Source organism: Mycobacterium canetti CIPT 140010059 (assembly GCF_000253375.1).
GTDB lineage: Bacteria > Actinomycetota > Actinomycetes > Mycobacteriales > Mycobacteriaceae > Mycobacterium > Mycobacterium tuberculosis.
The window spans coordinates 4,014,584-4,029,244 of sequence record NC_015848.1 but is presented as its reverse complement, the minus strand read 5'-3'; the positions used below and the strand labels follow the sequence as shown (position 1 = coordinate 4,029,244).

Here is a 14,661-nt window from a genome sequence, read left to right as displayed (position 1 = left end):
ATCAGCGCTTTCCCGCCTGATCGGCAATGTGCAGCGCCGCCAGGTACCCGAACGTCATCGCCGGGCCTATCGTGCCGCCCGGACCAGGGTAGGTGTGTCCCATCACTGGGGCACTGACATTGCCTGCAGCGTAAAGGCCGTCGATGATGCTGCCGTCGTCCCGCAGAGCACGTCCGTTGACATCGGTGCGGATACCGCCCTTGGTCCCCAGGTCGCCCGGAACCATCTTGGCGCCATAATAGGGCGGGTGGCCGACCTCGCCGAGGTTCGGATTGGGCTTGTTGGTCGGGTCGCCGTAGTAGCGATCGTAGGCACTTTCCCCGCGGTGGTAGTCCTCGTCGACACCGGACCGGGCGAATGCGTTGAAACGCTGGACGGTGGCAGTGAGTTCGTCCGCGGGTAGACCGGCCTTGCCGGCCAGCTCCGCAAGGGTATCGGCCTGGACGATGACGCCGGAATCCAGCCACCTGCTCGGAATGCGTTGCCCTGGTTGTAGTCCCGCGAAGATGTAGCGGTCCCGGTATCGCTGGTCGAACACCAGCCACGCCGGAATGTTCTCGCCCGGTCCGGGCCCCTGGCCGTGTTCGCCGCCGTACATATGATGACAGGCTTCGACGTATGGCATCGATTCGTTCATGAATCGCTTGCCTGACATGTTGACGATGATCGAACCGGGAGAGTTGCGCTCCGAGAGCGCGAACCATGGTTTGCCGACCAGCGGTACCGTCGGGCCCCACCAAGCGTCATCCATCAGATCCAGTGCTGCGCCGAGCTTTTCGGCGGCGAGAATGCCGTCACCGGTATTGGCGCTGGCGCCCACGGTCCACTCGGTGGTGATGGGTGCCCGCTGGTACTTGATTCGCATCTGCTCGTTATGCTCGAAACCACCACAGGCCAGGATCACGCCGCGGCGAGCCCGGATCAGCTGCGGCTCAGCGGATTCCGCCTCGTGGGAATCGCGGACGTATACCCCGGACACGACGCCATTTTCGACGAAAAGATCGGTGAAGGCGGTGTTGAGTTCGACCGGCACTCCGGCGCGCTGCAACCCGATCCGCAACGGCCCAATGAGGGCTCGACCCATGCCGACCAGGTTCTTACCTGTTGCCTTCGCCCACATCGTGCGGGCGCCGACCTTCATGCTGCGCAGCACGCCACGGGGGTGACGTTTGAGCTGATTGAGGCGAACGTAGTCCTGCTGCATCACAACCACATTGAGCGGAACCTTGCCATACGCGGGCTCCAGCCCGGCCATGTCGGCACCAAGCTTGCGCGCGTTGAACGGTTTCGGCTCGATCGAACGTCCGCCCGGGCGGCCGCCCGGAGCCTCGGGGTAGTAGTCGGAGTAGCCGGGTACCCAGCACATCTTCAGCGGCGTGTGCTTCAGCACGAACGACAGCATCTCGGGCCCGCGGTCGAGGTAAGCATCGATGCGTTCCGGCTCGACGATTTCGCCGACGATGCCGTGCAGATAGGTGCGTGCCGCCTCCGGTGTATCTCGAACGCCGCGGCGCTTGAGGACCTCGTTGTTGGGGATCCAGACGCCGCCGCCCGAGCGTGCGGTGGAGCCGCCGTAGTGCGGGGCCTTCTCGACGACTACCGTCGAGAGACCTCGGTGAGCGGCGACCAGCGCAGCAACCATGCCGGCGGCGCCGCTGCCGACCACCACGACGTCGAACTCCTGCACAGTCATGTAGAACACGTTATAGAATTGCTCGGGTCGGGCGCTACTGGCCCGGTCACGCCTACGAGGGGACTTCGCCGAATGCTCCGTGATGCCACCCGTGATGAGCTGGCCGCCGACCTAGCACAAGCCGAGCGAAGCCGCGACCCGATCGGTCAACTGACCGCCGCCCATCCCGAGATCGATGTCGTCGACGCCTACGAGATCCAGTTGATCAACATCCGGCAGCGGGTGGCCGAGGGTGCCCGCGTGGTGGGTCATAAGGTCGGGCTGTCGTCGCCGATCATGCAGCAGATGATGGGGGTTGACGAACCAGACTACGGACACCTGCTCGACGACATGCAGGTGTTCGAAGACACGCCGGTCCAGGCGTCCCGGTACCTGTCTCCGCGGGTTGAGGTGGAGGTGGGCTTCATCCTGGCCGCCGACCTACCGGGTGCGGGCTGCACCGAGGACGACGTGCTGGCGGCCACCGAGGCCCTGGTGCCCGCCATCGAGCTGATCGACACCAGGATCAAGGATTGGCAGATCAAGATCTGCGACACCATCGCCGACAACGCCTCGGCGGCGGGCTTCGTGTTGGGCGCGGCCCGGGTGCCGCCGGCCGATCTTGACGTCAGGGCGATCGATGCGAAGCTGACCCGCAACGGCGAGGTGGTGGCCGAGGGCCGCAGTGATGCGGTGTTGGGTAACCCGGCGACCGCGGTGGCTTGGCTGGCCGGCAAGGTCGAGAGTTTCGGCGTGCGGCTGCGCAAAGGCGACATCGTGTTACCCGGGTCATGCACGTTCGCGGTCGAGGCGCGGGCCGGCGACGAGTTTGTCGCCGACTTCACCGGGCTGGGTTTGGTCCGGTTGTCGTTCGAATAAGGGGAGCAACATGCCGTCCAAGGCAAAAGTGGCGATTGTCGGGTCGGGAAATATCAGCACCGATCTGCTGTACAAGCTGCTGCGATCGGAGTGGCTGGAGCCGCGCTGGATGGTGGGCATCGACCCGGAGAGCGATGGCCTGGCGCGCGCGGCCAAGCTGGGTTTGGAGACCACCCACGAGGGGGTGGACTGGCTGCTGGCGCAGCCCGATAAACCCGACCTGGTGTTCGAGGCAACCAGTGCCTACGTGCACCGGGACGCGGCGCCCAAGTACGCCGAGGCCGGGATCCGGGCCATCGACCTGACGCCGGCGGCGGTGGGTCCGGCGGTGATCCCGCCGGCGAACCTGCGTGAGCACCTGGACGCGCCGAACGTCAACATGATCACCTGCGGGGGACAGGCGACCATTCCGATCGTGTACGCGGTGTCTCGGATCGTGGAGGTGCCCTACGCCGAGATCGTGGCGTCGGTGGCTTCCGTTTCAGCGGGACCGGGCACGCGCGCCAACATCGACGAGTTCACCAAGACCACCGCCCGTGGGGTCCAGACCATCGGCGGGGCCGCCCGCGGCAAGGCGATCATCATCTTGAATCCCGCCGACCCGCCGATGATCATGCGCGACACCATCTTTTGCGCCATCCCCACCGACGCCGACCGCGAAGCGATCGCCGCCTCCATCCACGACGTCGTCAAAGAGGTGCAGACCTACGTGCCTGGATACCGGCTGCTCAACGAACCGCAGTTCGACGAGCCGTCGATCAACTCGGGCGGGCAGGCGCTGGTCACCACGTTCGTCGAGGTTGAGGGCGCCGGGGATTACCTGCCGCCCTATGCGGGCAACCTGGACATCATGACCGCGGCGGCCACCAAGGTGGGCGAGGAGATCGCCAAGGAGACGCTGGTTGTAGGAGGAGCGCGATGACCGATATGAGGGACGTCCGCATCACGGACACCTCGCTGCGGGATGGGTCACACCACAAACGCCACCAGTTCACCAAGGACGAGGTCGCCGCCATCGTGGCCGCCCTGGACGCGGCCGGGGTGCCGGTGATCGAGGTGACCCACGGGGACGGCCTGGGGGGCTCCTCGTTCAACTACGGCTTTTCCAAGACCCCCGAGCAGGAACTGATCAAGCTGGCCGCACAGACCGCCAATGAGGCCAGGATCGCGTTTTTGATGCTGCCCGGGGTGGGCACCAAGGACGACATCAAAGAGGCGCAGGACAATGGCGGGTCCATCTGCCGGATCGCTACCCATTGCACCGAGGCCGACGTGTCGATTCAGCATTTCGGCCTGGCCCGCGAACTGGGTCTGGAAACCGTCGGGTTTTTGATGATGGCCCACACCATTGCACCGGAGAAGCTGGCCGCGCAGGCCCGCATCATGGCCGACGCCGGCTGCCAGTGTGTCTACGTCGTCGACTCCGCCGGTGCCCTGGTGCTCGACGGCGTGGCCGACCGGGTGTCGGCCCTGGTCGCCGAGCTCGGCGAAGACGCCCAAGTGGGCTTCCACGGGCACGAGAACCTCGGCCTGGGCGTGGCCAACTCGGTGGCGGCGGTGCGCGCGGGCGCCAAGCAGATCGACGGGTCCTGCCGGCGTTTCGGCGCCGGGGCGGGTAACGCGCCGGTCGAGGCGCTGATCGGGGTGTTCGACAAGATCGGCGTCAAGACCGGCATTGATTTCTTCGACATTGCCGACGCCGCCGAGGACGTGGTGCGCCCGGCCATGCCGGCCGAATGTCTGCTTGACCGCAACGCGTTGATCATGGGGTATTCCGGGGTCTACTCCAGCTTCCTCAAGCATGCGGTCCGCCAGGCCGAGCGCTACGGCGTGCCGGCGTCGGCGCTGTTGCACCGGGCCGGTCAGCGCAAACTCATCGGTGGCCAGGAAGACCAGCTCATCGACATCGCGCTGGAAATCAAACGCGAGCTGGATAGCGGTGCGGCCGTAACGCATTGACGACACCGCTGGTTCGCGGATTTCACGGAAACGCAGATGGTCCGACCCGGTTTGTCCTACGGTCTTGACTGATTGTCAGGTCGGGAAGGGACGGGGTCATGAACTATGCGGTATTGCCGCCGGAGCTTAATTCGTTGCGGATGTTCACAGGTGCAGGTTCGGCGCCGATGTTGGCGGCGGCGGTGGCCTGGGACGGGCTGGCCGCAGAGTTGGGGTCTGCGGCGTCCTCGTTTGGGTCGGTGACCTCGAGCTTGGCAAGTCAGGCGTGGCAGGGGCCGGCGGCGGCGGCGATGGCGGCGGCGGCGGCACCGTATGCGGGATGGTTGAGCGCTGCGGCGGCCCGGGCCGCGGGGGCGGCGGCCCAGGCCAAAGCGGTGGCCAGCGCGTTTGAGGCGGCACGGGCGGCGACGGTGCACCCTTTGGTGGTGGCGGCCAACCGCAGTGCGTTTGCGCAGTTGGTGATGTCGAATTGGTTCGGGTTGAATGCACCGCTGATTGCGGCCGTTGAGGGCGCCTACGAACAGATGTGGGCCGCGGATGTGGCCGCGATGGTGGGCTACCACTCCGGGGCCTCGGCGGCGGCCGAGCAGTTGGTGCCCTTTCAGCAGGCGCTGCAGCAGCTGCCGAACCTGGGTATCGGCAATATCGGCAACGCCAACCTGGGCGGCGGCAACACCGGCGACCTGAACACCGGCAACGGCAACATCGGTAACACCAACCTGGGCAGCGGGAACCGGGGTGACGCGAACCTGGGCAGCGGCAACATCGGCAACTCCAACGTGGGCGGCGGCAACTTCGGCAACGGCAACTTCGGCAGCGGCAACGGGAGGGCGGGACTTCCAGGCAGCGGGAACGTCGGCAACGGGAACCTCGGCAACAGCAACCTGGGCAGCGGCAATACCGGCAACTCCAACGTCGGGTTCGGGAATACCGGCAACAACAACGTCGGCACCGGAAACGCCGGCAGCGGCAACATCGGCGCCGGGAACACCGGCAGCAGCAACTGGGGCTTCGGCAACAACGGCATTGGCAACATCGGTTTCGGCAACACCGGCAACGGCAACATCGGCTTCGGGCTCACCGGCAACAACCAGGTGGGCATCGGTGGGCTGAACTCGGGCAGCGGAAACATCGGCTTGTTCAACTCGGGCACCAACAACGTCGGTTTCTTCAACTCCGGCAACGGCAACCTGGGTATCGGCAACTCCAGCGACGCGAATGTGGGCATCGGAAACTCGGGGGCCACCGTGGGCCCGTTCGTGGCGGGCCATAACACCGGTTTCGGGAACTCGGGTTCGCTCAACACGGGCATGGGAAACGCCGGGGGCGTGAATACCGGTTTCGGAAACGGCGGCGCAATAAACCTCGGCTTCGGGAACTCGGGCCAGTTGAATGCGGGCAGCTTCAACGCGGGCAGCATCAACACGGGCAACTTCAATTCCGGACAAGGCAATACCGGTGATTTCAACGCCGGCGTCAGAAATACCGGCTGGTCAAACTCGGGCCTCACTAACACCGGCGCCTTCAACGCGGGTTCGCTCAATACCGGGTTCGGCGCCGTCGGCACCGGCCCCGGCCCGAACTCGGGTTTCGGCAACGCCGGCACGAACAACTCGGGCTTTTTCAACACGGGCGTTGGCAGCTCGGGGTTCCAGAACGGGGGCAGCAACAACTCGGGCCTGCAAAACGCGGTCGGCACCGTCATCGCGGCGGGTTTCGGAAACACCGGCGCCCAAACGGTGGGTATCGCAAACTCGGGCGTCTTAAACTCCGGATTCTTCAACTCGGGCGTCCACAACTCGGGCGGCTTCAACAGCGAGAACCAGCGGTCGGGGTTCGGGAACTGATTTCGCTTTGGTGCGGTATCGAATGCCATAACCGGTGGGGACCCGCTCCAAGCGCGGTTGCGCTACTACTGCAGTCCCAGTTCGTTGGTGTTGGAAGCGCAATGCGCGACGGTCAAGGTGCGCCGCCATCACGCACTGATGTCACCCGCCCGAGAGTGGACGTGTCATCACGGTCAGCCGTACGCCGTATCGGGGCACCACGCCAGCCCGTCCGGCCCCCGAGGCTGGCATCCCGGGCAGTCCAGGCACTCCAGCGGCGGGGGCGTCGCCGCCGGGCAGTGTGGTCATTGGGGTGGCATCGAACGCCCTGACGGTGGTGACCGCGGGCGCCTTCCAGGCGGGCGGCACCGACATTTGCCCGATGGTACCCGCGCCGCGCATCGCGGCCGAAACTTCGCCCGGGCCGCGTAGTGCTCCGTCCGATAGTGACTTGGCCATGCTGGTCAGCGGCGCGAGGAACGCCGGGGCGATGTCGGCTGGTGGGGGAGCGGCCGCCGCAGCCGCGCTCCCTAGCTCGGGCAAGATCCCCAAATTCTTCTCGGCCCCAATGATGCCGGTACCCATCGAATTGATGTTGTTGATCGAGCCGATCGTTGCGTACCAAGCCAGTAGGCCGTCGAGCAAACAGAACTCGTCCCCGACGATGCTCGGGAAAGGTATCGCATTGACGATTTCGCCCGCCTCCAGGAAAAAGGGTGTCAGCTCGGGCGCGATCGGCAGCAGCAGTATTCCGATTTCTTCCAGGAGGTTTCCCAGCCAGTTGCCGTCGGCGGCGCCGGCGTTGGCGGTCGCGCGGCTGACTTCGGCGCTTTGCGCCGGCAGACCGGCTGAGTTGGTGTCTTGCTGCGGGGAGGTAAATGGTGTCAAAGTCCGCGCTGCCGCCGAGGTGGCCGCGTAGTCGTACATGGCGGTGGCGTCCTGTTCCCACATCTCGGCGTACTGGGTCTCCAGGGCCGCAATCGCCGCGGTGTTCTGGCCGAAAAAGTTGGTCGCTATCAGCGATAGCACCTGTGCACGGTTGGCCATGATTGCCGGTGGCGGCACCGTCATGGCGAACGCCTGCTCAAATCCGGTCGCGGCCGCGGTGATCTGGGTGGCCGTCTGCCTTGCCTGCGCGGCGGTGGTGGTCAGCCACTCAACATACGGGGTGACCGCCGCACCCATCCTCACAGACGATGGACCCAGCCATTGCCAGCCGGTGAGGCTGGCGATCACCGAGCGGTAGGTCTCCGCCGCCGACTGCAATTCCGCCGACACCTGATCCCAGGCGGCGGCGGCGGCCCACAACGAGCCCGCTCCCGGCCCGCTATACATCCGTGTCGAGTTGACTTCCGGCGGAAGCATCGCGAAATCCATGAACATCTGCGAATGCCTTTCCCTAGCTGGTCGCGGATAGGCCGGGCTGCCGTCAGTGCTGAGATCGCAACGGCAGGCGCGTCATTGGGTGGCTGTCGCGGATGCAGACTTCGTTAGCCGCCGCTGGACGGTCAGTAGAGTTCCGCATCGCGACACCCTTTCCGGCGCATCTCACGGACCGGGTCTCGACCAGCCTCGCGTCAATCCACGCCGCTACGAATACACATATAGCGGACAATATACTGCTCAGACTGTCGTATAACGCAACAATAAGCTAGATCAATAATGGGTAGCTCGTGCGCAGGGCTCTGGAAGCGAGCGGGCTTTGTCTTCAATTGCCGTAAATGACGGGGGCAGATGTTCGCCATTGACGCAAAACAGGAACACGTTCTAGTGTCGAAGTCGTGTACTCCGACCCGCTGCGCGAGGCGATCGCAGAAGCCGAGCAGCTGGTAGCCGCCGCCCCGCACATCGAGACTGAAGCCGACCTGCTCGAAGGGCTGCAATACCTGGCCGGCTGCATCGCGGGCTGCATGCACCTGGCCTTCGACTACGAGCGTGACCACCCGTTCCTGCAGTCCGGAACAGGGCCGTTCACGAAGATGGGCCTGGACAACCCCGACACCCTCTACTTCGGCACCCGGCTGCAGGCCAACCGCGACTACGTGGTCAGCGGACGGCGCGGCACCACCACCGACCTGAGCTTTCAGCTGCTCGGCGGCGAGTACACCGACTATAACGTGCCGGCCAGCCAGGCCGCGTTCGACGACCGTGAGCTCGACATCGCCGCGGACGGCAGCTTCGAATGGCGGTTGCGGCCCAGCGCTCCCGGGCAATTAGTGATCCGTGAGGTGTACGGCGATTGGTCACAACAGCGCGGCACGCTGGCCATCGCCAGGCTGGACACCGTCGGCACCGCGCCGCCGCCGCTGACTCGCGAGCTCATGGAAAAGCGTTATGCCACAGCGGGATCCCAGCTTGTGAACCGGGTGAAAACCTGGTTACAGTTTCCCCAGTGGTTCTACCTCAATATCCCGGTTAACACCATGGTGGCGCCTCGGTTGACTCCCGGTGGCCTGGCCACCCAATACTCGTCGGCCGGTCATTTCGAGCTGCGGCCGGGTCAAGCGCTGGTGATCACGGTGCCGGTGAGCGACGCCCCCTACTTAGGGTTTCAGTTGGGCAGCATGTGGTACATCTCGCTGGACTATATCAATCATCAGACCTCGTTGAATGCCAGCCAGGCCCAAGCGGACCCGGATGGCAAGGTGCGCATCGTGGTCGCCGAGCAGAATCCGGGTGTGACCAACTGGGTGGAAACGCTCGGCCATCGGCGCGGCTTTCTGCAGTTCCGCTGGCAGCGGGTATCCCGTGAGCTCACCGAGGCCGATGGGCCCACCGTCGAACTGGTCGACTTCGACGCCATCCCGGCGGCACTGCCGCATTACCAGCACAACAAGATTTCCGAGGATGATTGGCGGGCGCGAATTGCGTTGCGTCAACGGCAAATCGCGACCAGGATGCTGGGATGACCGGGATGCTCAAGCGCAAGGTGATCGTCGTCAGTGGCGTCGGACCGGGGCTGGGCACGACGCTGGCGCACCGATGTGCGCGAGACGGCGCCGATCTGGTGCTGGCTGCGCGCAGCGCGGAGCGTCTCGACGACGTCGCCAAGCAGATCATCGACACCGGGCGACGGGCGGTGGCGGTGCGCACCGACATCACCGACGACGACGACGTAAGCAACCTTGTGCAGGCCACGCTGGCGGCGTACGGCAAGGCCGACGTGCTGATCAACAACGCGTTCCGGGTGCCATCGATGAAACCATTGGCCGGCACCACATTTGAGCACATCCGTGACGCGATAGAGCTCAGCGCGCTGGGGACGCTACGACTCATCCAGGCGTTTACGCCCGCGCTGGCGCAGTCTCACGGCGCGATCGTCAACGTCAACTCCATGGTGATCCGGCACTCGCAGCCGAAATACGGCGCCTACAAGATGGCCAAGTCCGTACTGCTAGCTATGTCGCATTCGCTGGCCACGGAACTGGGCGAGCAGGGAATTCGCGTCAATTCCGTTGCACCCGGCTATATCTGGGGTGACACGCTGAAAAGCTATTTCGACCATCAGGCCGGCAAATACGGCACTACCGTGGATCAGATCTATCAGGCGACCGCGGCAAACTCCGATCTCAAACGGCTGCCAACCGAAGACGAGGTGGCCTCAGCGATTCTTTTCCTGGCCAGCGACCTGGCCAGCGGCATCACCGGGCAGACCCTGGACGTCAATTGCGGGGAGTACCACACGTAATGACTCGGCGTCCCGATCGGAAAGATGTGGCCACCGTCGACGAACTGCACGCATCGGCTACCAAACTGGTGGGTCTCGACGATTTTGGCACCGACGACGACAACTACCGTGAGGCGCTGGGTGTGTTGCTGGACGCTTACCAGGGCGAAGCCGGCCTCACCGTGTTGGGCAGCAAGATGAACCGGTTCTTCCTGCGCGGTGCGCTGGTGGCCAGGCTGCTGTCCCAGTCCGCGTGGAAGCAGTATCCGGAGCACGTCGACGTTGCCATCAAACGGCCTATCTTCGTCACCGGGTTGGTGCGCACCGGAACCACTGCGCTGCACCGGCTGCTGGGCGCCGACCCGGCCCACCAAGGCCTGCACATGTGGCTGGCCGAGTACCCGCAGCCGCGCCCCCCGCGCGAGACCTGGGAGTCAAACCCGTTGTATCGTCAGCTCGATGCACAGTTCACCCAGCATCATGCCGAGAATCCGGGATACACCGGCTTGCATTTCATGGCGGCCTACGAGTTGGAGGAGTGTTGGCAGCTGTTGCGGCAGTCGCTGCATTCGGTGTCGTACGAGGCGCTGGCGCATGTACCCAGCTATGCCGACTGGTTGTCACGCCAGGACTGGACGCCGTCGTATTGCCGGCACCGCCGCAACCTGCAGCTGATTGGGCTCAACGATGCCGAAAAGCGTTGGGTACTAAAGAATCCGAGTCATCTATTTGCCCTGGATGCGCTGATGGCGACCTATCCCGATGCCCTGGTGGTGCAGACTCACCGGCCGGTGGAGACGATCATGGCGTCGATGTGCTCGCTGGCGCAGCACACCACAGAAGGGTGGTCGACGAAGTTTGTGGGCGCCCAGATCGGTGCGGACGCGATGGACACCTGGTCGCGTGGGCTGGAGCGGTTCAATGCCGCACGGGCCAAATATGATTCGGCCCAGTTCTACGACGTGGACTACCACGACTTGATTGCCGATCCGCTGGGTACGGTGGCAGATATCTACCGGCACTTCGGGTTGACGCTGTCCGACGAGGCTCGACAGGCAATGACAACCGTCCACGCCGAGAGCCAGAGCGGTGCCCGGGCCCCAAAGCATTCCTATTCGTTGGCTGACTACGGGCTCACGGTCGAAATGGTCAAAGAGCGGTTCGCCGGGCTGTGATTCGGTGTGCTGTTTGGCCAGCCGCGTCGCATTGGTCGAGCAGATACGCAATTTGCCCGCCTCAGCGCGACAACTCGCCAGCCGCCCGAAATTGTTTGATTACCAGGTGGATTGCCCGAGCTGTCGCTTGCCAGGGAGACGGGACCACCTGATTGCCAGGGGGTAGTGAACAGTTCGCTACCCCCAGCAGTTGCTCCCACGCCGCACCATGACCATCCGGCCGGGCCGGACGCACCGCGTCGGCGACCGCCCCGATCAACCCGTCATCGATAGCGCTGACATCGTCGTCGCGGCGCAGACCGGCTGCCTGCGCGGGCCTCCACGTAGCGCCGCACCGTCTTGCGGTCCATACCGCAATGCGCGGCGATCGTGCGGCACCCCGGGGCCGGCAACCCGGCCACCCCCAGCCAGACCCGCAGCACTTCCCTGATCTTGTTCATACTGACCTCCCGAAAAGCCATGCCCGCCGCCTCCCGTGACTTGAGCTGTCACGACGATCGCACGAATAAGCGAAAAGACCACCGACGCGGCGCGCCGTGGTCCCGTGACTGGCAATCAAGGTGGTCCCGTCCTCCCCCTGGCACAAAGCAGATCACACTGGTCCCAAGCTCATGGCAGGCGGCATACTGGACCAGCTAGCGGTGATCTACCATCCAGCGAGACGCCAGTTGAACACACGTATTTGAGGTGAAATGATGTTGGACCGGTTACGACAGGGTGGCTATTGGCTCGTTAGAGGCAAAATCAACCTGATAGATCGGGCTTTCACATCATGTCGCATAGAGTCGTTCGCGGATCTCGGTGCCGTTTGGGGAGTGGAAGGCGCCTATACATTTCGCGCCCTGGATAAGTACCCGGTAAAAGAGGCAGTATTGGTCGATGGCCGCATAACTCCAACAGTCGCGGCCCGTGCAAAGTCATATCCGCAACTTCGCGTTATTGAAGGGAACTTCGGAGACGAGGAGATTGCCGATAAAGTCGGTAATGTCGACGCCCTCTTCCTATTCGATGTGCTGCTGCACCAAGTGTCGCCTGATTGGGACACTATCCTGGATATGTACGCAAAGAATGTACGTTGTTTGCTGATTTATAATCAACAATGGACAGGTTCAACAACTACAGTTAGATTGTTGGATCTGGGTGAAAAGCACTACTTTCGCAACGTCCCGCACAGCAAACTTAACAAGGCTTATAGAGATCTCTTTGAGAAACTCGATAAGAAGCACCCGGATCATGACAAGCCGTGGCGCGATATACCAGACATCTGGCAATGGGGTATCACCGACGCTGATCTCGAATCAAAAGCTTCTGAACTCGGTTTCAAGCTGCTCTACAAGGAGGATTGCCGCGGATTTGGCTGGCTGCCCAATATTCAGAATCGGGCCTTTCTTTTTGCGCGACAATAAGGTCACAGTAAACCCTCGTTTGTGAGATGCGGGGTGGGCCGGGCGAAGCCGACCTCGAGTGAATGGATCTCGAGTGAATGGACAGGGCATCGCCTACGAGTCGCATCCCCATCCAACAGGCCGGTGCTCTTGCATCGGGCCCTGAAGGTCCCGCACGGAGGGTGTGGTTGCCGGCGCGGATGGTCACGGTGCGGTAGCGACGTAGTGTTTGAACGAATTTCTTGATGCTCCAACCTGTTTGGTGTTCAATCAGTGACTGACCGCCAGGGCGGCGAACACGATGCTCTGGTGCGCCTCGATCGACTCGCCCACACCGGAGAGGCTTCATAGGAAGCTCAGTCCCGGAACCGCCGTCACAAACCGTACGCCTCGGTGGCACCGTGCCGGATGCGGCACCGTATCCCGCGGCAAGCGGGTGTGCGACGTTATCGGTTTGGATCGTGGTGCTCCAAGTAGCCCTCGGCCACTGCGTGTTCGATGCTGTCGGCCAGCCGGGGACAGGCCCTGGTGCGTGCGGAATCCCCGCCGCGCGCCCGCAGCTCGGTGAAGTACGCGCAGCGCCGCGACGCCTCGGTGTTCCATTGCACAGCGGTATGACCTGGCCCCAGCCTCTTTACGGTCACCGTGACATGGCAGCACCGGCAATCCACCGGCTGCAGGCCTGAGGTCAGATAACGGTCGCGTTCGGCGCGGCTGGCTTCGCGCACCGCGGCAGCACGCTGCGGGTCGTCAGCGAAATCCCTTGACTTCGACCAGGATCCACATGTGCGGTGTTGCTCGGGGGAATCGTTGTGATCGTGATGATCACCGTGCAGCAGTAGCATCAACCGGGCCAGCCGATCGACGTCGGGAACCGCCGGCTGATCGTCAGGCATGTCCGTCAGTGTTGCTCGGCGGGCACGTCGTCGGAAACTTCTCTCGATTTCAAGTTCTTCTCTACCTCGGCATTCCAGAACTCGTTGGCGCGCTTGGTGTCGACCTCGATCTCGAAGCGCTCCACCATCTCTGGTTTTATGTCGGCTACGTCGACATAAAACTGTTCATACCAGCGGCGCAGCTGATACACGGCGCCGTCCTCTTCAACCAGCAGCGGGTTGTCGATGCGGGTCTTGTGCTTCCAGATCTCGACATCCTGCAAGAAGCCCTTGCTGACGCCCTCGGTGAACACCCGCGACAACTTGTCGGTCATCTCTTCGCTCATACCCTTGGGCTTTTCGACGATGACGCCCCATTGCAGGACGAACGAGTTCTGGGTCACCGGGTAGTGGCAGTTGATCAGGATCGACTCGGACTTGTAGTTGCCGTAGCGGTTGTGCAGCCAGTTGATCATGAACGACGGCCCGAAGTAAGACGCCTCCGAATCCAGATGCGCCTCACCGTAAGACGTCCCGAGATCGTCGACATCGGGCCGGCCCACGTTGTGCAGATACTGCGAGGCGATGTGGCCCTCGAAGACGTTCTTGAAGTACGTCGGCAAACCGAAGTGGATGTAGAAGAAGTGCGCCATATCGGTGACGTTGTCGATGATGTCGCGGCAGTTGGACCCTTCGATGAGGATGCGGTTCCACCGCCAGTCGGTCCACTCGTCGCTGGCCGCCTCGGGAATCTCGGGGATCCGGACCGCGGGGTCGGGTGGATTGCCCTCATGGTCGTGCCAGACAAACAGCAGCCCGCTGCGCACATCGGTCGTCCACGACCGAGTGCGCGCCATTCTGGGTGTGCGCCTGGCATACGGCACCAATTTGCAGCGGCCGTCGCCACCCCAGCGCCAGTCGTGGAACGGGCAAGCGACCTCGTCGCCTTTGACGGTGCCCTCGGACAGGTCGCCGCCCATGTGCCGGCAGTAGCCGTCGAGGACCTTCAGGTCCCCGTGGGAATCAGCGAACACAACCAGCCTGGTGCCGAACGCCTCTACCCCGTGTGGCTTCCCGTCCAAATAATCCTTCGCGACGCCCAGGCAATGCCAGCCACGCGCATACCTGGTCGGCAAGGCGCCGGCATCGATCTCCCGAACACCGACCCCACTCGTGTCGGTACTCACCTGTCACCTCCCGATCGGTATCGCTAACTAGAACAC

General features: G+C 63.5%; 13 protein-coding genes and 1 pseudogene. 8 read left to right on the top strand and 6 right to left on the bottom strand.

What is annotated here, in order from left to right; genetic code table 11:
• Position 1 precedes the first annotated feature (1 nt).
• Positions 2-1,693 (bottom strand): 3-oxosteroid 1-dehydrogenase, encoded by a 1,692-nt coding sequence (kstD, locus tag MCAN_RS18630; protein ID WP_014001794.1) that lies wholly within the window; start codon positions 1,691-1,693, stop codon positions 2-4.
• Between the two features lie 72 nt (positions 1,694-1,765).
• On the opposite strand from kstD, the gene MCAN_RS18625 reads away from it, so the two are divergent.
• From MCAN_RS18625 to MCAN_RS18610, 4 genes are all read left to right on the top strand, one after another.
• Complete coding sequence (locus MCAN_RS18625; protein WP_003419252.1) at positions 1,766-2,551, top strand: 2-keto-4-pentenoate hydratase; 786 nt, start codon at positions 1,766-1,768, stop codon at positions 2,549-2,551.
• 10 nt (positions 2,552-2,561) lie between these two features.
• Complete coding sequence (locus tag MCAN_RS18620; RefSeq protein ID WP_003419251.1) at positions 2,562-3,473, top strand: acetaldehyde dehydrogenase (acetylating); 912 nt, start codon at positions 2,562-2,564, stop codon at positions 3,471-3,473.
• On the top strand, positions 3,470-4,510 hold the full coding sequence (dmpG, locus tag MCAN_RS18615; protein WP_014001793.1) for a 4-hydroxy-2-oxovalerate aldolase: 1,041 nt from the start codon (positions 3,470-3,472) through the stop codon (positions 4,508-4,510). The genes MCAN_RS18620 and dmpG overlap by 4 nt, the downstream gene beginning before the upstream one ends.
• A 98-nt stretch (positions 4,511-4,608) precedes the next feature.
• Positions 4,609-6,357 (top strand): PPE family protein, encoded by a 1,749-nt coding sequence (locus tag MCAN_RS18610; RefSeq protein ID WP_014001792.1) that lies wholly within the window; start codon positions 4,609-4,611, stop codon positions 6,355-6,357.
• 141 nt (positions 6,358-6,498) lie between these two features.
• Here MCAN_RS18610 and MCAN_RS18605 read toward each other — a convergent pair whose 3' ends face one another.
• Positions 6,499-7,719, bottom strand: a complete 1,221-nt coding sequence (locus MCAN_RS18605) for a PPE family protein (RefSeq protein WP_003419226.1) — start codon at positions 7,717-7,719, stop codon at positions 6,499-6,501.
• 398 nt (positions 7,720-8,117) lie between these two features.
• On the opposite strand from MCAN_RS18605, the gene MCAN_RS18600 reads away from it, so the two are divergent.
• The 3 genes from MCAN_RS18600 to MCAN_RS18590 are packed head-to-tail and all read left to right on the top strand — an operon-like array spanning position 8,118 to position 11,178.
• Positions 8,118-9,245, top strand: coding sequence for a hypothetical protein (locus MCAN_RS18600; protein WP_003900087.1), 1,128 nt, complete (start codon positions 8,118-8,120; stop codon positions 9,243-9,245).
• Complete coding sequence (locus MCAN_RS18595) at positions 9,242-10,024, top strand: SDR family oxidoreductase (RefSeq protein ID WP_014001791.1); 783 nt, start codon at positions 9,242-9,244, stop codon at positions 10,022-10,024. The genes MCAN_RS18600 and MCAN_RS18595 overlap by 4 nt, the downstream gene beginning before the upstream one ends.
• Entirely contained in the window at positions 10,024-11,178 is a 1,155-nt protein-coding gene (locus MCAN_RS18590) for a TLR2-mediated response inhibitor (protein WP_003419222.1), read from the top strand. Before MCAN_RS18595 ends, MCAN_RS18590 begins: the two co-directional genes overlap by 1 nt.
• 263 nt (positions 11,179-11,441) lie before the next feature.
• On the opposite strand, the gene MCAN_RS18585 is transcribed toward MCAN_RS18590, so the two are convergent.
• On the bottom strand, positions 11,442-11,618 hold the full coding sequence (locus tag MCAN_RS18585; RefSeq protein WP_230870866.1) for a hypothetical protein: 177 nt from the start codon (positions 11,616-11,618) through the stop codon (positions 11,442-11,444).
• A 252-nt stretch (positions 11,619-11,870) separates the two neighbouring features.
• Between MCAN_RS18585 and MCAN_RS18580 the strand changes: the two genes are divergently transcribed.
• Entirely contained in the window at positions 11,871-12,584 is a 714-nt protein-coding gene (locus MCAN_RS18580; protein WP_014001790.1) for a class I SAM-dependent methyltransferase, read from the top strand.
• 133 nt (positions 12,585-12,717) lie between these two features.
• Here MCAN_RS18580 and MCAN_RS22865 read toward each other — a convergent pair.
• The 3 genes and pseudogenes from MCAN_RS22865 to kshA form a co-directional block, all read right to left on the bottom strand.
• A pseudogene (locus tag MCAN_RS22865) lies at positions 12,718-12,890 on the bottom strand (IS1634 family transposase); the annotation flags it as partial.
• A 119-nt stretch (positions 12,891-13,009) separates the two neighbouring features.
• On the bottom strand, positions 13,010-13,459 hold the full coding sequence (locus MCAN_RS18575) for a hypothetical protein (protein ID WP_014001789.1): 450 nt from the start codon (positions 13,457-13,459) through the stop codon (positions 13,010-13,012).
• A 5-nt stretch (positions 13,460-13,464) separates the two neighbouring features.
• Entirely contained in the window at positions 13,465-14,625 is a 1,161-nt protein-coding gene (gene kshA, locus MCAN_RS18570; protein ID WP_014001788.1) for a 3-ketosteroid-9-alpha-hydroxylase subunit KshA, read from the bottom strand.
• Positions 14,626-14,661: the final 36 nt, after the last annotated feature.

Coding starts and splice junctions, on each gene's coding strand:
- MCAN_RS18620 (WP_003419251.1), top strand. CDS start 2,562: ATGCCGTCCAAGGCAAAAGTGGCGATTGTCGGGTCGGGAAATATCAGC.
- MCAN_RS18590 (WP_003419222.1), top strand. CDS start 10,024: ATGACTCGGCGTCCCGATCGGAAAGATGTGGCCACCGTCGACGAACTG.
- MCAN_RS18595 (WP_014001791.1), top strand. CDS start 9,242: ATGACCGGGATGCTCAAGCGCAAGGTGATCGTCGTCAGTGGCGTCGGA.
- MCAN_RS18580 (WP_014001790.1), top strand. CDS start 11,871: ATGATGTTGGACCGGTTACGACAGGGTGGCTATTGGCTCGTTAGAGGC.
- MCAN_RS18610 (WP_014001792.1), top strand. CDS start 4,609: ATGAACTATGCGGTATTGCCGCCGGAGCTTAATTCGTTGCGGATGTTC.
- MCAN_RS18585 (WP_230870866.1), bottom strand. CDS start 11,618: ATGAACAAGATCAGGGAAGTGCTGCGGGTCTGGCTGGGGGTGGCCGGG.
- dmpG (WP_014001793.1), top strand. CDS start 3,470: ATGACCGATATGAGGGACGTCCGCATCACGGACACCTCGCTGCGGGAT.
- MCAN_RS18605 (WP_003419226.1), bottom strand. CDS start 7,719: ATGTTCATGGATTTCGCGATGCTTCCGCCGGAAGTCAACTCGACACGG.
- kstD (WP_014001794.1), bottom strand. CDS start 1,693: ATGACTGTGCAGGAGTTCGACGTCGTGGTGGTCGGCAGCGGCGCCGCC.
- MCAN_RS18575 (WP_014001789.1), bottom strand. CDS start 13,459: ATGCCTGACGATCAGCCGGCGGTTCCCGACGTCGATCGGCTGGCCCGG.
- MCAN_RS18625 (WP_003419252.1), top strand. CDS start 1,766: ATGCTCCGTGATGCCACCCGTGATGAGCTGGCCGCCGACCTAGCACAA.